We start from the raw sequence: 20,303 nt of genomic DNA, 5'->3' as shown, positions 1-20,303 counted from the left end.
ACCTGTGAGTACGGCGAGTTGTGACGCGAGTCACCTCACGAGTCCGGTGAGATCGGGGACCGCCGTTGTCAGCTGAGCGTCACCTGACGGTTGGTGAGACCGCCGCGGGCCCGCCGCTCCTCGGCGCTGAGCGGCGCGTCCGAAGCGAGCGCCTCGGTCAGCCGTTCGGCGAATGCGGCCGCCGGCTTCTCGCACTCCTCGGCACCCATCGCGCTCGGCAGATCCCAGACCGGGACCATCAGCCCGTGCGCCCGGAAGGAGCCGACCAGCCGGGTGCCCTCGCCCAGCGAGGAGTTGCCTGCGGCGTGCAGCCGGGCGAGCGCGTCGAGCAGCCGCTCCTCGGCGTGCGGCATGACCCAGCGCAGGTGGTTCTTCTCCGGGGTCTCGCACCAGTAGGCGGCGTCCACGCCCGCGAGCCGCGTCGTCGGGATCGCCGCCTCGTTGGCGCGCTCCAGCGAAGCGGACACCTCGGGCGTGGCGTTCTCCGCGTCCGGGACCCAGAACTCGAAGCCGGGGTGGACGACGGGCTCGAAGGTCGCATCGGGGTCGAGTACGTCCTGCAGCCGAGGGCCGTCGGCCGGTACGCGCCGCGCCGTCACGGGCGTACCCGGCTCGGCGTCCAGCGCCCGCCGCAGCGTGTCCGCGAGGTCCCGGCTGAGGTCACCGGACGGGGTGTCGTTCTGCAGCGCGAGCAGCACCGAACCGTCGTCGCGGCGCAGCGCGGGCCAGGCCATCGGCAGGACGGTCGCGAGCGTCACCGAGGGCACGCCCTCGGGCAGCCCGCCCTTCGGCGTCAGCGCGACCGTGGCGGCGGGCACCAGTTCGCGCAGGGCGACCCAGTCGCACTCACCGGCCAGGCCCTCGAAGGGGCGGTGGACGAGCTCGGTCACGGCCTGGGCGGCAGCGCGGCCGTGGCAGGCCTTGTAGCGGCGGCCCGAACCGCACGGGCAGGGCTCACGAGCCCCGACCACCGGGATCTCGCCGTCCTTGAGTTGCTGCTTCCCGGCCTTGGTCTGAGGGCGCTTCTTGGCCATGGTGGGCTTTCTCCCGGTTGCGACAGTGCGGTCTGGCCCGCGAGCCTAGCCGCCCTCGTCACGTACGGAACACACGTGCCCACGCGTCGGCCGATGCCCGGAGTACGGAACGCCGCTCTCCGTGCGGAACCCCGCTCTCCGCACGGCCGGGCTCCGGCAGGTCTCCGTACGACCGCGCTCCGGCGGGTCTCCGCACGACTGGGCTCCGGCGGGTCTCCGTACGGCCGGGCTCCGGCGGGTCTCCGTACGGCCGGGCTCCGGCGGGTCTCCGCACGACTGGGCTCCGGCGGGTCTCCGTACGACCGCGCTGCGGCAGGTCTCTGCACGACTGGGCTCCGGCGGGTCTCCGCACGGCCGGGCTCCGGCGCGCGGCCATGTCCTTGCGCGCGGGCGTGGTGCCACGGGAGCACGTCCCGGCATACGGAGGGGCCTTCGCGCCTCCCTCGCCCCACCGGCCGTCGACCGGGCCGGTGGTGCGTCAGCCCACGTCGTCGAAGGCGTCCGCGAAACCCAGTCCGTCGAGCGACAGGGCCGGCTCCGGCCTCCCGGGCCGCGACGCCCCGGCACGGGACATCCCCGGCCGCGACATGCCCTGCCCCGGCACGGCCGGTGCGCCCGGCCTGCCCGGTGCCTCGGACGCCTGGCCCTCGTTGACGAGGACCCAGACGGTCACTTCACCGGAGGAGCTGTCGCGTACGCCCCACTCGTCGGCCAGCGCGCTGATGATGTTGAGCCCGCGGCCGCCGCGCGCCGTCACCGACGGCGTGGCCGGGACCGGGCGGGTCGGGCCGCCCCCGTCCGTCACCTCGACGGTCAGCCCGCCGGTCCTGTCGACGTGCCACGCCGCTCGCACGTCGCCGTCGCCCACATCCGTGTGCCGGCCCAGCGGCCTGCCGTGCCGGCAGGCATTGCTGAGCAGTTCGGAAAGAATCAGTACTGCGTCGTCGACGACCGAATCCGACACCCCGTGGCTGCGCAACTGCTCACGCATCCGGTGCCGCGCCTGGCCCACGCCCGCAGGGCCATGGGGTACGGCCATGCTCGACGACGTGGGCACTTCCTGTGCCACCACCAACGCCACCCCCGAGACCTCCTTTGCCCCACGCCACGGAGTGGATGCCCTCTTGGACTGGACCGGAAACCGGCCAATGGACAGCCAGTGACGCACTCGTAACGATCGAATACGGTTCGAATGCGCCGGTGCACTCCGTGTCACTGGGTGTCAAAGGCGTCCCAGTTGCGAAAGAACCTGTTTCGGGCGGTTCGTAATGATTGCTTCGACGCCCAGATCGACGCAGAGCCCGACGTCCTCCGGTTCGTTCACCGTCCAGACATGCACCCGGTGCCCCGCTCGGTGCAGTCGCTCGATGTAACCGGGGTGGTTGCGTACGATCCGCATCCCCGGGCCCGCGATCCGTGCCCCGGCCGGCAGCCGCCCGTCACGCAGCCGCGGCGAGACGAACTGCATCAGATACACGGTGGGCAGGGCGGGGGCCGCGGCCTGGACGCGGTGGAGCGAGCGCGCCGAGAAGCTCATGATGCGGACCGGTGACGGGCCGTCGTCCGGCGGGGCGTCGAGCCCGAACTGTTTCAGCAGTTGCAGCAGCCTCTCCTCCACCTGGCCCGCCCAGCGGGTGGGGTGCTTGGTCTCGACGGCCAGCTGGAGCGGCCGCCCGGCGGCCCTGGTCTCGACGACCAGTTCGAGCAGCCGTTCCAGGGTGAGTACGGAGGTGAGCTCGCCCGGCACCGGATCCCAGTCCGGGGACTCCGACTCCTCGCGGTTCCTCTCCTCCCGGTCCTTCCAGGAACCGAAGTCGAGGGCGGCGAGTTCCGAGAGTTCCAGGGCGGAGACGGCGCCCCGGCCGTTGGAGGTGCGGTTCACCCGGCGGTCGTGCACGCACACGAGGTGGCCGTCGGCGGTGAGCCGTACGTCGCACTCCAGGGCGTCGGCGCCGTCCTCGATGGCCTTTCGGTACGCGGCCAGGGTGTGCTCGGGGGCGTCGTCGGACGCTCCCCGGTGCGCGATGACCTGGATGGGGCGGTGCGTGGATTGCCGGCGTGCGTGGGTCACCGCGTCATCGTGTCATCGAGCGGCGGCCCCGGATGTCCGCACCTCCGTGCCGCGGCTGCGGTGCGTCTTGCACCGGGGGATCGTTTTGCCCGATGTAAAGATTGGTGTGCGGATGCACAGGTCCTGCTTACAGTGGCCTGACGTGCCTTGGGAAAAGCTGGTACCTGACACGTACACAGCGGATCTCTTGCCGAAATTGATGTGGAACCGAGGAGTAAAGAGCTGTGAGCACAGAGAACGAGGGCAACGAGCGCACTGCGGCCGAGGCCGTTCCGTCCGTACCTCCCGTGCCGGCCGATGCTCCTCAGGGGTCGCCCGGGAGTACGCCCGCGCCCGCCCCCTCCCCGGAGGGGGAGTCCGCCGCCACCACGCCCATGGCCGCGGTCCCCCCGACGCCTCCCCATGCGCCGTCGCACCCCCACGCGCCCCAGTCGGCCGCCGAGGCCAACTGGCCGCCCCCGCCGCCGCCCGCCGTGCCGGCGTACGCCTCCCACGGCGCGGAGGGCGGCGGGCCCGTCTGGGGCGCCCCGTCGCAGCCGTACGCCCCCGAAGCCCCGCGCAAGCGGGGCCTGGGTGGCCTGGTCGCGGCGGTCGCGGTGGCGGCGCTGGTCGCCGGGGGCATCGGCGGCGCCTTCGGCTACTGGGCGGCCGACCGCAACGGCTCCTCCGGCTCGACCACGGTCTCGGCGTCGGCCAACCAGCAGGACCTGAAGCGCGACCCCGGCACGGTCGCGGGCGTGGCGGCCAAGGCGCTGCCCAGCGTGGTCACGATCGACGCGCAGGGCGGTGACGGCGAGGGCGGTACGGGCACCGGCTTCGTGTACGACAAGCAGGGCCACATCCTCACGAACAACCACGTGGTGGCCTCCGCGGCGGACAGCGGCCGGCTCACGGCCACGTTCTCCAACGGCAAGAAGTACGGAGCCGAGGTCGTCGGCCGGGCGCAGGGCTACGACGTCGCCGTCCTGAAGCTGAAGAACCCGCCGTCGGGGCTCACCCCGCTGCCCCTCGGCAACTCGGACCAGGTCGCGGTCGGCGATTCCACGATCGCGATCGGCGCCCCGTTCGGCCTGTCCAACACGGTCACCACGGGCATCATCAGCGCCAAGAACCGCCCGGTCGCCTCCGGCGACGGCTCCGGCGGCAGCAACTCGTACATGAGCGCGCTCCAGACCGACGCCTCGATCAACCCGGGCAACTCCGGCGGTCCGCTGCTCGACGCGCGCGGCGCGGTCATCGGCATCAACTCCGCGATCCAGTCGACCGGCAGCAGCGTCGGCCAGACGCAGGCGGGCTCCATCGGCCTCGGCTTCGCGATCCCGGTCAACCAGGCGACGAATGTCGCCCAGCAGCTGATCAAGACCGGCAAGCCGGTCTACCCGGTGATCGGCGCCACGGTCACCATGGACGAGAAGTCCGGCGGCGCGGTCATCTCCGACCAGGGCGCGGGCGGTACGGCGGCGGTGTCGAAGGACGGCCCCGCGGACCGGGCCGGCCTCAAGGCGGGCGACGTCATCACGAAGTTCAACGACACCGTGATCGACAGCGGCCCGACGCTGATCGGCGAGATCTGGACCCACAAGCCCGGCGACCGCGTGACGCTGACCTACCAGCGCGACGGCCGGACGGAAACGGCCGAGGTCACCCTCGGCGAGCGCAACGGCGACAACTGACCACCACCACGGCACACCGACGAAGGGCCCCGCGGGCGCGGGGCCCTTCGCCCGCCCGGAGAACGGCCCCCGATCCACCACCCGCCCCAGGGCCCGCGTCGCACCGGTACGGGAGCCCGGCCGGGATGGCCCGACGGAACCGATCAGCCGGTACGCTGTAGGCGCTCCGTCAACGGTGGACGGGGCAGGGGTGGGTTGCCCGAGCGGCCTAAGGGAACGGTCTTGAAAACCGTCGTGGCAGCGATGTCACCGTGGGTTCAAATCCCACACCCACCGCACACCCGACGAACGGCCCCTGACCAGGCGTGACGGTCAGGGGCCGTTCCCGTGCGGCGGCCCGTCGAGCACCGGGGTCCGTGGGGCCTCGCTCCGGACCGGGACGGGACCCGGGACCGGACCTGCGATCGGGCGCGGGGGGACTGGCCCCGGGATCGGGCCTGGGACCGGGTGCGGGTCGGGAGACGGGGACGCGGGTCGGGGCGAACGGGGCCTGGTGCCGTGCGTTGTCCGTGCGTTGTCCGTGCGTTGTCCGTGTGTTGTTCGTGTGTTGTTCGTGCGGTGACGGTGGGGCGGCTGTGGGGTCGCTGTGGAGTGGCTGTGGGTGCCCGGTGGTTCGGGTGTCGGCTGTCCTGAATGCCCGCTGTTTCCGGGAGTTGGCCCTTCGGTCGGGCGCGGCTCTGGAAGGGGCTGTTCCGGACGTACTGCGGGAGGCCGGGGCGGCCGTGGCGGAGTGGGCCACGTCATGTTTGCCCGGCGGATGTTCGCTGACCAGGGAGGCAGGAGCGGCGTGCGATGCGGGTGGTGGATCGGGACAGTTCGATACCAGCCAATTACCCCGTCACCACTGGCTGCTGGTGATGATGTTTGTCGGATGATGTGGCACCACGTAGCGCTCCCTCCTACTAGATTGTCAAAGCACCACGAGACCGATCATGTTCTGCTCTCCAACGTTCATCAGCTGTCATTCGGCAGCCGGTCACTACGAAGAATCCTGGTGAACACCATGTCCCGGCAGGCTGTCGGTCCGCACCACCGCGCACGGCCGTGCTGACAGTGCTGGACGGTCGCGACGTTCGCAGTTGTTCCTGACCTGATCCGGTTGTCCGGGGACCCCCACGTTCCCGGCCGAGAGTATGAGGCACGTTCTGTGAAGGTTCGTACGAGGCGGTCGGCCACCCTGATCTCCGTGGGTCTGGCGGCGGTGCTGTTGGCGGGTTGCGGCTCCGAGGACCAGATCTGGCCCTTCGAGAGCAAGGAGAAGATGGTCGTCGGCATGTCCGACGGCATCCTGGCGACGGACCCGGCCGCGGGATACGACCCGGGGTCCTGGCTGCTCTTCAACAACGTCTTCCAGTCGCTGCTGAGTTTCCCGCCCGGGGGGTCCACCCCGGTGCCGGAGGCCGCCGACGAGTGCGGTTTCTCGGACGGCAGCAAGACCTACACGTGCACCCTGCGCGACGGACTGAAGTTCAGCAACGGCCACAGCCTCACCTCGGCGGACGTCAAGTACTCCTTCGACCGGGCCATCAAGATCAACGACCCGGCGGGCCCCGCCCCGCTGCTCTCCACGATCTCGTCGATCAGCACCCCGGACGACAAGACCGTCGTGTTCCGGCTCAAGGTGCCCGACGCGACGTTCCCCAGCAAGATCGCCTCGGGCGCCGGTTCCATCGTGGACCGCCGGGTGTACCCCAAGGACGGTCTGCTCAAGGGCGGCAAGACGGTCGGCTCCGGCCCGTACAAGCTGGACTCCATAGACAAGTCGCAGGCCGACTTCTCCGTCTACTCCGGTTACCACGGCACCGCCGAGGTGAAGAACGCCGGCGTGACGATGAAGCTGTTCCAGGGCAACCAGCAGGAGCTCAAGACCGCGCTGGAGAAGGGCGATGTCGACATCGCCTACCGCGGTCTCACCGCCAAGACGATCGCCGCCCTGGACACCTCCCCCACCGCGGAGAAGGACGGCATCGACGTGGTGCAGGGAAACAGCGCGGAGGTCCAGCACATGGTCTTCAACGTCGCCGACCCGGTGGTCGGCAAGCTCGCCGTGCGCAAGGCCATCGCCTATCTCGTCGACCGCTACGCGCTGGTCAGCAAGGTCTACCAGTCCACGGCGACACCGCTCTACTCGATCGTTCCGGTCGGCATCACCGGACACGGCAACTCCTTCTTCAACACCTACGGCGACAGTCCGCAGCCGCAGAAGGCGAAGGAGGCCCTGCGCGACGCGGGCATCACCGACAAGGTGCGGCTCACCCTCTGGTCCACCCCGAGCCGCTACGGTCCCGCCACCGACGACGAACTCCAGACCATCGCCGATCAGCTGAACGAGAGCGGGCTCTTCGACGCCACCATGAGGTCGGTCCCGTTCGGTGAGTACGAGAAGGGCATCGCCGACGGCAAGTACGGCATCTATGTGAAGGGTTGGGTGCCGGACTATCCCGACCCCGACAACTTCACCCAGCCGTTCTTCGGTGAGGGCAACGTCCTGTCGAACAACTACGAGAACACGGACATCACCAAGCAGATCATCCCGCAGACCTCGTCCATGACCGACCGCTCGAACACCCGGACGCCGTTCATCAAGCTCCAGGACATCGTGGCGCATCAGCTGCCGCTGCTGCCGCTCTGGCAGGGGAAGCAGTACGCGGTCGCCAACGAGAACGTCCGGGGTCTGCAGAACTGCCTGGACACCTCGACCGTCTTCCGGTTCTGGGAGCTCAGCACCACGGGCTGACCGCGCGGGCGGGGCGCGCGTGGAGGGCGTGGAGGGGGCGTGTGCCGGGCTTGAGCCGGTGGGAACAGCGGTCCGCGTGAGGATGCCAGGGCATCCCGTGCGGGCCGTTTCGCGTTGCCGGGCACTGGAAGCCGACCGAGGCGTCGACCTTGACAGCGATACGTATCTGACGGACAGTCAGAAACCCTGATCCGTACGCCCGTGTCCGGGAGGCAGCCGCCGTGCACCTCGCCCAGACGGAACGTCAGCGACAGCTGCGCGCCGAACTCCGCACGTACTTCCGCGAGGTGGTGCCCGGCCGGGACGCCGGTACGGCCCCGGGCGACGGGGACCCGGCCGGACAGCGGCGCGTGCTGCGCCGGATCGGCGCCGACGGGATGCTCGGACTCGGCTGGCCTGTCGAGTACGGCGGCCAGGGGCGCGGCGCCGACGAGCAGTTCATCTTCTTCGACGAGGCGTACCGGGCGGGCGCCCCCGTCTCGATGGTCACCCTCAACACCGTCGGCCCGACGCTGATGAAGTACGGGACCGACGAGCAGAAGGCGTACTTCCTGCCCCGGATCCTCAGCGGCGAGTTGGTCTTCGCCATCGGCTACAGCGAGCCCGAGGCCGGTACGGACCTCGCCTCGATGCGCACCCGGGCGGTGCGGGAGCGCGACGGTGCCGGGGGCGACGGCCACTGGGTGATCGACGGGCAGAAGATCTTCACCAGCAACGCCCAGAACGCGGACTGGATCTGGCTCGCCTGCCGCACGGACCCGGACGCGCCCAAGCACCAGGGCATCTCGATCCTTCTCGTCCCCACCGATGCCCCCGGCTTCTCCTGGACCCCGATCGAGACCGTGGGCGGGCTGACCACGACGGCCACCTACTACGACGGGATCCGGGTGCCGGCGACCGGCCTGGTGGGTCCGGAGAACGGTGGCTGGGGGCTGATCACCAACCAGCTGAACCACGAACGGGTGGCCCTCGCGGCGATCGGGATGCAGGCCGAGGACTTCTACGAGGCGGCCCTCGCCCATGCCCGTACCCCCGACCCGCTGACCGGCGCACGCCCGGCGGACGAGCCGTGGGTACGCGGGCGGCTGGCCGAGGCGTACGCCCGGCTGGCGGCGACGCGGCTGCTCAACTGGCGTCTGGTGGCGGAGGTCGGGGCGGGTTCACCGGCCCCGGGCGAGGCGAGCGGCGTGAAGTTCGCGGGGACCGAGAGCGCCGTCGAGGTGTACCGGATGTGCCAGGAGATCACCGGCGAGGCGGGGACGGTACGGGGCGGTTCACCCGGGGCCTTCGGGGACGGGGAGCTGGAACGGATGAACCGGGCGGCACAGATCAACACCTTCGGGGGCGGGGTGAGCGAGGTGCAGCGGGAGATCGTCGCGACGATGCGGCTCGGCATGCGGAGGGGCAGGCGGTGACGGCCGTGCGGGAGGGAGAGCAGATGCCCGAGGGGCGGCAGGTGTCCGAGGGAGAGCAGGCGTCTAAGGGCCAGCAGATATCCGAGGGAAGGCAGGCGTCTAAGGGCCAGCAGATGTCCGAGGGGCGGCAGGTGTCTGGGGAGGCCGATGAGCTGTACGCGCGGCTCAAGGCGTTCGAGGGGCGGGCCGCCGCGACCGCGGGCACCGGCAAGGACCCGGTCAACGAGCCGATGATCAGGCACTGGTGCGAGGCGATGGGGGACACGAACCCGGCGTACGTGGGTCCGGACGCGGTCGCCCCGCCGACCATGCTCCAGGCGTGGACGATGGGCGGCCTTTCGGGCCACACCGACCGCTCACCGGCGTACGAGGAGCTCTTCGGCCTGCTCGACGGCGCGGGGTACACCTCGGTGGTCGCCACCGACTGCGAGCAGGAGTACCTGCGGCCGCTGCGGCCCGGGGACCGGATCACCTTCGACGCGCTCATCGAGTCGGTCTCGGAGCGGAAGACCACCAAGCTGGGGACGGGCTACTTCGTCACCACCCGCATGGACGTCCGGGCGGAAGGCGAACCCGCCGGGACGCACCGCTTCCGGATCCTCAAGTACACACCGGCGGCGCCGAAACGAACCGCCCAGGAACGAGCGACGGCGCAGCGGACCACCCAGGAACGAACGATGTCGGAACGGGCCACCCCTGAACGGGCCACCCCTGAACGGGCCACCCCTGAACGGGCCACCCCGCAGCGGACCGCCCCGCAGCGGACCGACCCGCAACGGGCCGCCCCCGAACGGACGCACCCGCAGCGCACCGCGCGCGGCGAAGGGCGGAGTCTGCGCCCGCGGCCCGTGATCAACCGGGACAACGCCGGGTTCTGGCAGGGCATCTCCGATCACCGGCTGCTGATCCAGCGCTGCGGCGACTGCGCCGCGCTGCGCTTCCCCTGGCTGCCCGGCTGCAACGCCTGTGGCGGCCAGGAGTGGGACACCGTCGAGGCGAGCGGCGAGGGCACCGTCTTCAGCCATGTCGTGATGCACCATCCGCCGTTCCCGGCCTTCGGCGCCGACGGGACCGGCGGGCCGTACGCGGTGGCGCTGATCGAGCTGGCCGAAGGGGTGCGGATGGTCAGCAACGTCATCGGCGTGCCGTACGACAAGGTGCGGACGGGGATGCCGGTGCGGCTGGAGTTCCTGCGCACGGACCCCGGTCTGGAGCTACCGGTCTTCCGGGGAGGCGAGGGCTGACATGGATTTCGCACCCACCGAGGAACAGGCCGCGGCGCAGGGGCTCGCGGCGCGGATCTTCGGCGATCTGTCGACGCCCGAACGCCTGGCCGTGGCCGGTACGGGGACGGACACCGAGCTGTGGAAGGAGCTCTGCGCGGCCGGGCTCACCGCGGCCGTCGAGGAGACCGGGCTGCTCGGCCTGGTGCTCCTGCTGGAGGAACAGGGGCGCACGACGGCGCAGGTGCCCCTCGCGGCGAGCTGTGTGTACGGGCTGCAGGCCGTCGCCGGGCACGGCAGCGACGAGCAGCGGGCGCGGCTGCTCCCGCCGCTGAGGGACGGCACGGCCGTGGCCACCGGGGCCTTCCCGGCCCGCGGCGGGTTCCGGGCGGACGGCGGCGGGCGGCTGAGCGGCGGTGTGCCATACGTGCCGTGGCTGCGGGACGCGTCCTTCGTGCTCGTACCGGACCGGGAGCTGCGGCTGTGGATCGTCCGGACCGACGACCCCGGTGTGCTGGCCGAGCCGGTGGAGACCACGGCGCCGTGGTCGGCAGCGCGGCTCGTCCTGGACGGGGCGTCGGGGGAGCGGCTCGGCGGCGCCGGGGCGTACGCGGGGGTACTGGCCGCGGGCCGGACGGCGTTCGCCGGACTCCAGGCCGGGGTGTGCGCCGGATCGCTGGCCCGCGCCGTCGCCCACGCGAACACCCGGGAGCAGTTCGGGCGCCCGCTCGCCACCAAGCAGGGTGTCCTGCTGCGCGCCGCCGACGCCCATATGGACACCGAGGCGATCCGGGTCACCGCGTACGAGGCCGCCTGGCGCCACGACGAGGGGCTGCCGTACGGGGCCCAGGCCCTGACCGCGGCCTGGTGGGCTTCGGAGGCGGGCAAGCGGGTGGTGCACGCCGGGCAGCATCTGCACGGCGGCACCGGCGCGGACCTCGACCATCCCGTGCACCGCCACTTCCTCTGGGGGCGGCAGCTCGACGCCTACCTGGGATGCGGCAGCGAAGTGCTTCAGGAACTCGGTGAGTCGCTGGTGAAGGAGGGCACGGAGTGAGGGTGAAGGCCGGGGACACGCTGGCGCCGCTGGAGATCGCGGTGACCCGCACCCTGATCGTGGCGGGTGCGATCGCCTCCCGCGACTACCAGGACGTCCACCATGACGCGGAGCTCGCCCGGGAGAAGGGCTCCCCGGACGTCTTCATGAACATCCTGACGACCAACGGCCTGGTCGGCCGGTACGTCACCGACCGCCTCGGCCCGGCCTCCGCGCTCCGCCGGGTCGCCATCAGGCTGGGCGCGCCCAACTACCCCGGGGACACCATGGTCCTGACCGGCACGGTCACCGCCGTCGCGGACGACGGTACGGCCGAGGTCGCCGTCGTCGGGTCCAACGGCCTCGGCAGACACGTCACCGGCACGGTGACCGTCGGCCTCGCGGACGCGGCGGAACCCGTCGCGGAGGGGGCGGAACACCTCGCGGACGCGGCGGAACCCGTCGCCGAAGGAACGGAACACCACGCGAAGAGGACGGAGCACCACGCGAAGGAGACGGAACACCTCGCCGACGCGGCGGAACCCGTCGCCGAAGGAACGGAACACCACGCGAAGGAGACAGAACATCTCGCGGAGGAGACGGCATGAGCGTGCGCAGGGCCGACGCGCTCGGCGGCAGGGCGGCGGTCGTGGGGATCGGCGCCACCGAGTTCTCCAAGGACTCCGGGCGCAGCGAGCTGAAGCTGGCCGTCGAGGCGGTGCGGGCCGCCCTCGACGACGCCGGGCTGGCCCCCGCCGACGTGGACGGCCTGGTCACCTTCACCATGGACACCAGCCCGGAGATCACCGTCGCCCAGGCGGCCGGGATCGGTGAGCTGTCGTTCTTCTCCCGCGTCCACTACGGCGGCGGGGCGGCCTGTGCCACCGTGCAGCAGGCGGCCCTGGCCGTGGCGTGCGGGGTGGCCGACGTCGTCGTCTGCTACCGCGCGTTCAACGAGCGCTCCGGGCGCAGGTTCGGGTCCGGCGTGCAGCAGCGGGAGCCCACCGCGGAAGGCGCCGCGCTCGGCTGGAACCTGCCCTTCGGGCTGCTCACCCCGGCCTCCTGGGTGGCGATGGCCGCCCAGCGCTATCTGGACGCCCACGGGCTGACGCCGGAGGTCTTCGGCCATGTCGCGGTCACCGACCGGCGCCACGCGGCCCGGAACCCGGCCGCGTACTTCTACGGGAAGCCGATCACCCTGGCCGATCACGCGGCGTCGCGGTGGATCGTCGAACCGCTGCGGCTGCTCGACTGCTGCCAGGAGACCGACGGCGGACAGGCGATCGTCGTCACGAGCGCCGAGCGGGCCCGGGACCTGCGGCGGCCGCCCGCCGTGATCGTGGCGGCCGCGCAGGGCGCCGGGCGGGCGCAGGAACAGATGACGAGCTTCTACCGCGACGACCTGACCGGCCTCCCGGAGATGGGCGTGGTCGCCCGGCAGCTGTGGCGCAGCTCGGGCCTCGCCCCCTCCGACATCGACGTGGGCATCCTCTACGACCACTTCACCCCGTTCGTCCTGATGCAGCTGGAGGAGTTCGGCTTCTGCGCGCCGGGCGAGGCGGCCGCCTTCGTCGCGGCGGACGCGCTGCCCCTGAACACGCACGGGGGGCAGCTGGGGGAGGCTTATCTGCACGGCATGAACGGCATCGCGGAGGCGGTCCGGCAGATCCGCGGCTCGTCGGTGAACCAGGTGGCCGGGGCGGCCAGGACCCTGGTCACGGCGGGCACCGGGGTGCCCACCTCAGGGCTGATCCTCGGTACGGACGACTGAGCGCCCCGGCCCCGGGAACGGCGCCCGGGGCCGGGCAGGGCCCCGGGGAGCGCCCCTGAGCCCGGAGGACGACGACTCCACCTACAGGAGGTGGAGCAGGCCCCACCCCTACACCCTGAGGCGGACGCGGTTTCGGGACCTGGGGCCGATCCCCGCGACGGCGCCCGCTTCTAGCGTGGAGCCATGACCACGCCAGTCTGTACGGGCAGCTCCGGGGGAGCCGCCGCCACCGGACACCCGCCGTACCCGGCCCACCTGTCGCACCCCCTGCGCGGCCCCGGGCACGGCCCCCACAGCCAGCACGGACCGCAGGGCGCGTACGCACCGCGCACCCCACGCACCCCGCGGAGCCCGTACGCCCCGTATCCCTCGTTCTCCTCCTTCGTCCGGGCGAGGGGGCCGGTGCTGCTGCGCGCCGCGCGCTCGCTCACCGCCAATCCGAGCGACGCCGAGGACCTGCTGCAGACCGCGCTGACCAAGACCTACGTCGCTTGGGAGCGGATCGAGGACCACCGGGCGCTCGACGGCTATGTCCGCCGGGCCCTGCTGAACACCCGGACCTCGCAGTGGCGCAAGCGCAAGGTCGACGAGTACGCCTGCGACGAACTGCCCGAGCAGGAGGCCGTCCCGGGGCCCGACCCGGCCGAGCAGCAGACGCTGCGCGACGCGATGTGGCGGGCCGTGCTCAAGCTGCCGGACCGGCAGCGGGCGATGGTGGTCCTGCGCTACTACGAGGATCTGAGCGAGGCCCAGACGGCCGAGGTGCTCGGGGTCTCCGTCGGCACCGTGAAGAGCGCGGTGTCGCGGGCGCTCGGCAAGCTCAGGGAGGACCCGGAGCTCGCTCCGGTGCGCTGACCCCGGCCGGCCCGGTGCCGCTGACCCCGGCCGGCCCGGGGCGCCGACCGGACCTGATTTTGCCGAACGAGACCGATTCGTACTCCCGGAACTAGTGACATACCGAGCGGTATGCGCGCAGAATCGGCGGAACCCTACTGCCGCGTAGCGCCCACCGGGAGGACGCCGTGCTGAGCACCATGCAGGACGTACCGCTGACTGTCACCCGCATCCTCACCCATGGGATGACCATTCACGGGAAGTCGCAGGTCACGACCTGGACCGGCGAATCCGAGCCGCAGCGGCGCAGCTTCGCCGAGATCGGCCGGCGGGCGACGCGGCTCGCGAACGCGCTGCGCGACGAGCTCGGCGTCGTCGGCGACCAGCGAGTGGCCACCCTCCTTTGGAACAACGCCGAGCACGTCGAGGCGTACCTCGCGATCCCCTCGATGGGCGCGGTGCTCCACACGCTCAACCTCCGGCTCCCCGCCGAGCAGCTGATCTGGATCGTCGCGCACGCCGACGACAAGGTCGTCATCGTCAACGGCTCCCTGCTGCCGCTGCTCGCACCGCTCCTCCCCCAGCTGCCCTCGGTCGAGCACGTGGTCGTCACGGGGCCGGGCGACCGCTCGCTCCTGGCCGGGGCGGCGCCCCGGGTGCACGAGTACGAGGAGCTGATCGCCGGCCGCCCGACCCACTACGACTGGCCCGAGCTGGACGAACGCCAGGCCGCCGCCATGTGCTACACCTCCGGCACCACCGGCGACCCCAAGGGCGTCGTCTACTCCCACCGCTCCGTCTACCTGCACTCCATGCAGGTCAACATGTCCGAATCCATGGGATTGACGGATAAAGACACGACTTTGGTTGTAGTGCCCCAATTTCATGTAAATGCCTGGGGGTTGCCGCACTCCACCTTCATGTCCGGCGTCAACATGCTCATGCCGGACAGGTTCCTCCAGCCCGCCCCGCTCGCCGAGATGATCGAGCGCGAGCGGCCGACCCACGCCGCCGCCGTCCCCACCATCTGGCAGGGACTGCTGGCCGAGGTCACCGCCCGCCCGCGCGACCTCAGCTCCATGGCCCGGGTCACCATCGGCGGCGCCGCCTGTCCGCCCTCCCTCATGGAGGCGTACGACAAGCTCGGCGTCCGCCTCTGCCACGCCTGGGGCATGACGGAGACCTCACCGCTCGGCACCATGGCCAACCCGCCCGCCGGACTGACCGAGGAGGAGGCCTGGCCCTACCGCGTCACCCAGGGCCGCTTCCCGGCAGGCGTCGAGGCACGGCTGGTCGGCCCCGGCGGCGAACACCTGCCGTGGGACAACGAGTCGGCCGGCGAGCTGGAGGTACGCGGCCCCTGGATCGCCGGGGCCTACTACGGCGGCGCCGACGGCGAGGCCCTGCGCCCCGAGGACAAGTTCAGCGAGGACGGCTGGCTGAAGACCGGTGACGTCGGCGTGATCAGCGAGGACGGCTTCCTCACGCTCACCGACCGGGCCAAGGACGTCATCAAGTCCGGCGGCGAGTGGATCTCCAGCGTCGAACTGGAGAACGCCCTGATGGCTCACCCCGACGTGGCCGAGGCGGCGGTCGTCGCCGTACCCGACGAGAGGTGGGGCGAGCGCCCGCTGGCGACCGTCGTCCTCAGGGACGGCGCGAGCGCCGACTACGAGGCGCTGAAGGACTTCCTCGCCACCTCCGGCATCGCCAAGTGGCAGCTGCCGGAGCGCTGGACGGTCATCCCGGCCGTGCCCAAGACCAGCGTCGGCAAGTTCGACAAGAAGGTGATCCGCAGGCAGTACGCGGAGGGCGAGCTGGACATCACCCGGCTCTGACCCGGCCCGCGGAACACGGCGGGGGCGGTACGGGACCTCCCGTACCGCCCCCGCCGTTTCCGTACGCCTCCGGAACCGCTCAGTTCGTACCGATCTTCGCGAGCAGATCGACGATGCGCGACTGGACCTCTTCGCTGGTGGACCGCTCGGCCAGGAAGAGAACGGTCTCGCCCGAGCCGAGCTTCGGCAGCTCCGCCCCGCTCATCCCGGCGGAGGTGTAGACGACCAGCGGGGTCCGGTTCAACTGGCCGTTGGCGCGCAGCCAGTCGATGATGCCCGCCCGGCGGCGGCGCACCTGCATCAGGTCCATCACCACCAGATTGGGCCGCGTCCGGGTGGCGAGCGACACCGCCTCGCTGTCACCGGCGGCCCGCGCCACCTGCATACCGCGGCGCTCCAGGGTCTCCGTCAGCGCCAGCGCGATCTCCTCGTGCTCCTCGATCAGCAGCACCCGGGGCGGATGCTGCTCGCTGTCGCGCGGGGCGAGCGCCTTGAGGAGAACGGCCGGGTCGGCACCGTACGCCGCCTCCCGCGAGGCCTGGCCCAGACCGGCCGTCACCAGCACCGGAACCTCCGCCGCCACCGCCGCCTGGCGCAGCGACTGGAGAGCCTTGCGGGTGATCGGGCCGGTCAGCGGGTCGACGAAGAGCGCGGCGGGGAACGCCGCGATCTGGGCGTCGACCTCCTCGCGCGAGTGGACGATCACCGGCCGGTAGCCGCGGTCGCTCAGCGCCTGCTGGGTGGAGACGTCGGGCGCGGGCCAGACGAGCAGCCGACGCGGATTGTCCAGCGGCTCCGGAGGCAGCTCGTCGTCGACCGGCTGCGGCGACGGACGGTTGGCGACCTCGACCGCGCCACCGGGACCGTCCAGCGGCTCCGGACCCTCGGCACCCTCGTCGGGCGCCCCTATCGCGTACGCCCGCCCCTCGGCCTCCGGCGCGGAGCGCGACTGCCCGGGAACGGCCGGGGACGGCACCGACGCGCCCTGCTCGTCCTCCGGCGGCGCGGCCAGCTTGCGGCGCCGTCCGGCACCGCCGAGCGTCTGGTTCTGCTGGTGCGCGATGTGCTGCGCGAAGGGCACGCCTTGCCCGAGCGTCCGCACGCTGAACGCGCGCCCCTGGGTCGAATCCGACGAGCCACCGGGCATCGGGGCCTCCGCGGGCAGCGGCTGCCTGCGCGCGTCCGGCACGGGCGCGGCGCTCTGCGGGTGCTCCTCCGGACCCTCCGGAGAGCCCGGGACGGCCGTGGTGCCGGTGGCGTGCGTGGTCTCCCCGGCCGTGGGCCGCTCCGCACCGTCGCCGGGCAGCTCCTCGGCCCCCTCGTCGGGAACGGCGGCGGGCGCCACGGGCTGCTGGGCGGCCTCGGCGTGCCGGGCCCGGCGGCGGCCGGTCGGCACGGGATGCGCCTGCGGCGGTGTGTGGTCGTCGCCCGGCGCGACGCTTACGGCGTCATGGCGTCCGGGCAGCGAGGCGTCCGGGTCGGCGGCCGGGGCCGGGGCCCGGTCGGCCTCCGCCGGAGGCAGCGCGAACGCGGTACGGGGCCCCGCGGGCTCGGCCCGTTCGGCCCGCTCCTGACCGGCCGCCAGCGCCCGCCGGGCCCGCCGCCCGGTCGGCTGGGCCGGCTGCGGCGATCCGGGCGCCGCGCCGTCGCCGGGCCCCTCGGGACCGGCGGCCGGAGCCGGGGCGGACGCGGGCAGGGCCAGCTGGTTCTCGCCGCCCTGACGCGCGCGGTGCCCGCCCGCGGGCACCGGCATCTGACCCTCGGCCGGAACACCCTGCGGCGGCACGGTCTGGCCGAGCGGCGGACGGCCGCCGCCCTGCGCGCCCTCGGCCGCCGTCACCACGGCGCCCTCGGACGGGGCCGGGGCCGCGGGCAGCGCCAGCGCCCGGCCGGCGCCCTGCCCCGGGGCCTGTTCGGGTCCCTGCTCGGGCGGCCTGGCCCCGGACTCGGCCGGACTCGGCCGGCCCCGCCTGCGCCCCGAACCGCCCTGGGTGTCCTGCGCCCCCGGCGCCGCGTGCTCGTCCTGTGCCACCGGCTCGCGGCGCGCCCGGCGCCGCCCGGTCGGCTCGGCCGCCGCCGTGTCACCGACGGAGCCGCCCACCGGGCTCTCCAGGAACGCGTCCGTGGACGCCCGCCGCGCCCGGCGGCGCCCGCCGCCCGGCTGCTGCCCCGCGGCCTCCGGACCCTCCTGAGCGGATACCGGCCCGGGACCGGCGCCGGGCTGCGCCCCGCTCACCGGCTCCGCCTCGGGCGCGGCCGCCGTCACCGTGCCGGAACCCGCGCCCAACGGCACCTCCAGCACATACGCGCTGCCGCTCATCCCCGGCACCTCGTGCGTCTGGAGCACGCCGCCGTGCGCCCGTACGATCCCGCGCACGATCGGTTCGTGCACCGGGTCTCCCCCGGCGTACGGCCCGCGGACCTCGATCCGTACGACCTCACCGCGCTGCGCCGCCGCGACGACCACCGTGGAGTCGACGTACCCGCCGCCGGGCACCACCCGGGCCTTGCCGGTCGAGTCGACCCCCGCGACGTCCGCGACCAGATGGGCGAGCGCGGTCACCAGCCGGGCCGCGTCCACCTCGGCCTCGATCGGCGGCGCGTGCACGGCGAACTGGGCGCGCCCGGGGCCGATCAGCTCGACCGCCGCGTCGATGCCCGCCGTCACCACCGAGTCGAGCAGCACGTTCGCCTTGGCCAGCTTCTCCGCACCCGCGTCCAGGCGCTGGTAGCCGAGCACGTTGTCGACGAGCGTGGTCATCCGGGCGTAACCCGCGGCCAGATGGTGCAGGATCTGGTTGGCCTCGGGCCACAGCTGCCCCGCCGGGTCGGCGGCGAGCTTCGAGAGCTCGCCGCGCAGCTCCTCCAGCGGACCGCGCAGCGATTCGCCGAGCACGGCCGTGAGCTGGGTGTGGCGGGCCGTCAGCGCCGTCAGCCGGTCCGCCTGCGCCTCCAGCTCGGCCGCGTACCGCTCGCTGCGGTCGGCCAGCTCCGCGCCGTGCCGCTCCGTCAGCTCGGCGACCTCGGCGGTGTGGCTCCCGGTCAGCTCGGCGAGCTCGGCCCGGTGCTGCGCGCCGAGCTCCTCGTACGGCCTGCGGTCGGTGAACGTCATCACGGCGCCGACCAGCTGGTCGCCGTCCCGGACCGGCGCGGTCGTCAGGTCGACCGGCACCTGCGCGCCGCTCTTGGACCACAGGACCTGGCCGCGCACCCGGTGCTTGCGCCCGGACCTGAGCGTGTCGGCGAGCGGCGACTCCTCGTACGGGAACGGCTCGCCCTCCGCCCGCGAGTGCAGGATCAGCGGATGCAGCTCCTGGCCGCCCAGGTCGCTGGCGCGGAAGCCGAGGATCTGCGCGGCGGCGGGGTTGACCAGGACGACCCGGCCGTCGGTGTCCGTGCCGACCACGCCCTCGGCGGCGGCCCGCAGGATCATCTCCGTCTGCCGCTGCGAACGGGCCAGTTCGGCCTCGGTGTCCACGGTGCCCGACAGGTCCCGGACGACGAGCATCAGCAGTTCGTCGCCGGTGTAGCTGCCGTTGTAGGAGCTCTGGAAGTCGTTGTACGCGGCCTGCCCGTCCTCCAGGCTGGCGCTGGTCACCTCGACGGGGTACTCGGTGCCGTCGGTGCGCCGCGCGGTCATCCGGGTCGGCTTCGTACGGCCCCGGTCGTCCGCGGACTCGGGCCTGCGCATCGAACCGGGGATCAGCTTGGAGTCGAACTCCGGCAGCAGGTCGAGGAGCCCGCGCCCCACGAGCGCGGTGCCCGGCGTCTCGAACATCTCCAGGGCGATGGTGTTGGCGTTGACGACCGTGCCGTTGCAGTTGACGAGCAGCAGCCCGTCGGGGAGTGCATCGAGTATGGCTGCGAGGCGAGCAGCGCCTCGGGATGGCCTGCTGCTCACGACGACGCTTCCTCCCTGGTTACCGCACCTTGCCGACAGCGGGCCCCATCTTGCCCCTCGGGCCGCGGGCTGTCACTGGAGGAGTCTAAAGGCAGGGAAGGGACACGGGGCTGCGGATGAGGGGGAGCTCTCACCAAGGTTCTGTGCATACGGTGTACGACCCCGCCCCGTCCTGTTGTCGTGGATGTGTCCTGAGCAGCGGCGCGGGCCCTGTTCCCGGGGGCTCCCGATGGGTACGGACGCCCCTTTCCCCGCCCGTCCGGTCAGAGGTTGGGGAGCACCGGCCGCAGGTTGTTCCAGCGGGAGATCTCGCATCCGTCGGTCCGCCTGAAGGTCGTGTCGACGCCCCGCCCGTGCCAGGTCCCGGTGACCCGGGCGGTGGCCGGGCCGCCGTACTGGAGGGTGCACAGCGCGTTCCTCGGCACCGGGGCGAACGGGTCCGCGCCCGTGCCCGCCAGCTCGTCCAGCCGGGAGCAGGCCTGCCGCGCCACCGGATGGCTGCCGCCCGCCGGGCCGCACCGCAGCTCGAAGGTGCCCTCGGCCTCGGCGTTCCCCGAGTCCGAGACGGTGATGGTCAGCCGGGTGGCGGTGCTGTCCTGGAGCAGCGGCAGGGGGAGCGGCAGCGGCAGCGGGCCGGTGGCCGCGCTCGCGGCCGGCGCGGCGGCGGACAGCGCGGCGAGGGACGCGGCGGCGGTGAGGGCGAGGCGGCGCAGCATGCGGGCTCCTGTGCTCGTGCACTTCGGCGGGAGTGCCGGGTGGAACGGAAGGGC

General features: G+C 72.6%; 13 protein-coding genes, 1 tRNA gene and 1 pseudogene. 10 read left to right on the top strand and 5 right to left on the bottom strand.

Features of this window, described 5'->3' with window-relative positions; genetic code table 11:
* Positions 1-68: 68 nt before the first annotated feature.
* The 3 genes from ACFVFH_RS10715 to ACFVFH_RS10705 all read right to left on the bottom strand — a co-directional run bounded on the left by ACFVFH_RS10715 (position 69) and on the right by ACFVFH_RS10705 (position 3,105).
* Positions 69-1,034 (bottom strand): DUF5926 family protein, encoded by a 966-nt coding sequence (locus ACFVFH_RS10715; protein WP_383765849.1) that lies wholly within the window; start codon positions 1,032-1,034, stop codon positions 69-71.
* A gap of 478 nt (positions 1,035-1,512) precedes the next feature.
* Positions 1,513-2,202 carry an ATP-binding protein gene (locus tag ACFVFH_RS10710; protein WP_383765847.1) on the bottom strand — a complete coding sequence of 230 codons (690 nt, stop codon included), beginning with the start codon at positions 2,200-2,202 and terminating at the stop codon, positions 1,513-1,515.
* A 54-nt stretch (positions 2,203-2,256) separates the two neighbouring features.
* A complete protein-coding gene (locus ACFVFH_RS10705; protein WP_383765845.1) occupies positions 2,257-3,105 on the bottom strand; it encodes a glycerophosphodiester phosphodiesterase in 849 nt (282 codons plus the stop codon).
* A gap of 224 nt (positions 3,106-3,329) precedes the next feature.
* Between ACFVFH_RS10705 and ACFVFH_RS10700 the strand changes: the two genes are divergently transcribed.
* The 10 genes and pseudogenes from ACFVFH_RS10700 to ACFVFH_RS10655 all read left to right on the top strand — a co-directional run bounded on the left by ACFVFH_RS10700 (position 3,330) and on the right by ACFVFH_RS10655 (position 15,632).
* On the top strand, positions 3,330-4,778 hold the full coding sequence (locus ACFVFH_RS10700) for a trypsin-like peptidase domain-containing protein (protein ID WP_383765843.1): 1,449 nt from the start codon (positions 3,330-3,332) through the stop codon (positions 4,776-4,778).
* Positions 4,779-4,967: 189 nt separating this feature from the next.
* Positions 4,968-5,054: transfer RNA gene (locus ACFVFH_RS10695), tRNA-Ser, on the top strand.
* A gap of 871 nt (positions 5,055-5,925) precedes the next feature.
* Positions 5,926-7,515 carry an ABC transporter substrate-binding protein gene (locus tag ACFVFH_RS10690; RefSeq protein WP_383765841.1) on the top strand — a complete coding sequence of 530 codons (1,590 nt, stop codon included), beginning with the start codon at positions 5,926-5,928 and terminating at the stop codon, positions 7,513-7,515.
* Between the two features lie 221 nt (positions 7,516-7,736).
* The gene (locus ACFVFH_RS10685) at positions 7,737-8,930 is read left to right on the top strand and encodes an acyl-CoA dehydrogenase family protein (RefSeq protein ID WP_383765839.1); all 1,194 of its coding nucleotides are present in this window, start codon (positions 7,737-7,739) and stop codon (positions 8,928-8,930) included.
* Positions 8,931-9,043: 113 nt separating this feature from the next.
* The gene (locus ACFVFH_RS10680) at positions 9,044-10,174 is read left to right on the top strand and encodes an OB-fold domain-containing protein (RefSeq protein WP_383765837.1); all 1,131 of its coding nucleotides are present in this window, start codon (positions 9,044-9,046) and stop codon (positions 10,172-10,174) included.
* A gap of 1 nt (position 10,175) precedes the next feature.
* Positions 10,176-11,210 (top strand): acyl-CoA dehydrogenase family protein, encoded by a 1,035-nt coding sequence (locus ACFVFH_RS10675; protein WP_383765835.1) that lies wholly within the window; start codon positions 10,176-10,178, stop codon positions 11,208-11,210.
* A 2-nt stretch (positions 11,211-11,212) separates the two neighbouring features.
* Positions 11,213-11,602 (top strand): annotated as a pseudogene (locus tag ACFVFH_RS10670) (MaoC family dehydratase); the annotation flags it as partial.
* A 191-nt stretch (positions 11,603-11,793) separates the two neighbouring features.
* Positions 11,794-12,960 carry a lipid-transfer protein gene (locus tag ACFVFH_RS10665; RefSeq protein WP_383765833.1) on the top strand — a complete coding sequence of 389 codons (1,167 nt, stop codon included), beginning with the start codon at positions 11,794-11,796 and terminating at the stop codon, positions 12,958-12,960.
* 183 nt (positions 12,961-13,143) lie between these two features.
* On the top strand, positions 13,144-13,815 hold the full coding sequence (locus ACFVFH_RS10660) for a SigE family RNA polymerase sigma factor (RefSeq protein WP_383765831.1): 672 nt from the start codon (positions 13,144-13,146) through the stop codon (positions 13,813-13,815).
* 167 nt (positions 13,816-13,982) lie between these two features.
* Entirely contained in the window at positions 13,983-15,632 is a 1,650-nt protein-coding gene (locus ACFVFH_RS10655; protein ID WP_383765829.1) for a long-chain fatty acid--CoA ligase, read from the top strand.
* Between the two features lie 79 nt (positions 15,633-15,711).
* Here ACFVFH_RS10655 and ACFVFH_RS10650 read toward each other — a convergent pair whose 3' ends face one another.
* Together ACFVFH_RS10650 and ACFVFH_RS10645 are read right to left on the bottom strand one after the other, a co-directional pair.
* Positions 15,712-19,533, bottom strand: coding sequence for a PAS domain-containing protein (locus tag ACFVFH_RS10650; RefSeq protein ID WP_383765827.1), 3,822 nt, complete (start codon positions 19,531-19,533; stop codon positions 15,712-15,714).
* 263 nt (positions 19,534-19,796) lie between these two features.
* Positions 19,797-20,249 carry an SSI family serine proteinase inhibitor gene (locus ACFVFH_RS10645; protein WP_383765826.1) on the bottom strand — a complete coding sequence of 151 codons (453 nt, stop codon included), beginning with the start codon at positions 20,247-20,249 and terminating at the stop codon, positions 19,797-19,799.
* Positions 20,250-20,303 lie beyond the last annotated feature (54 nt).

It is taken from the genome of Streptomyces sp. NPDC057697, from assembly GCF_042799335.1.
In the GTDB taxonomy this organism is placed as follows: domain Bacteria; phylum Actinomycetota; class Actinomycetes; order Streptomycetales; family Streptomycetaceae; genus Streptomyces.
This window is presented reverse-complemented; position numbering and strand designations above follow the sequence as displayed.

What these genes read in the sequence shown, in the direction of transcription:
- ACFVFH_RS10715 (WP_383765849.1), bottom strand. Translation starts at nt 1,034, where the DNA reads ATGGCCAAGAAGCGCCCTCAGACCAAGGCCGGGAAGCAGCAACTCAAG.
- ACFVFH_RS10645 (WP_383765826.1), bottom strand. Translation starts at nt 20,249, where the DNA reads ATGCTGCGCCGCCTCGCCCTCACCGCCGCCGCGTCCCTCGCCGCGCTG.
- ACFVFH_RS10665 (WP_383765833.1), top strand. Translation starts at nt 11,794, where the DNA reads ATGAGCGTGCGCAGGGCCGACGCGCTCGGCGGCAGGGCGGCGGTCGTG.
- ACFVFH_RS10675 (WP_383765835.1), top strand. Translation starts at nt 10,176, where the DNA reads ATGGATTTCGCACCCACCGAGGAACAGGCCGCGGCGCAGGGGCTCGCG.
- ACFVFH_RS10660 (WP_383765831.1), top strand. Translation starts at nt 13,144, where the DNA reads ATGACCACGCCAGTCTGTACGGGCAGCTCCGGGGGAGCCGCCGCCACC.
- ACFVFH_RS10680 (WP_383765837.1), top strand. Translation starts at nt 9,044, where the DNA reads ATGTCCGAGGGGCGGCAGGTGTCTGGGGAGGCCGATGAGCTGTACGCG.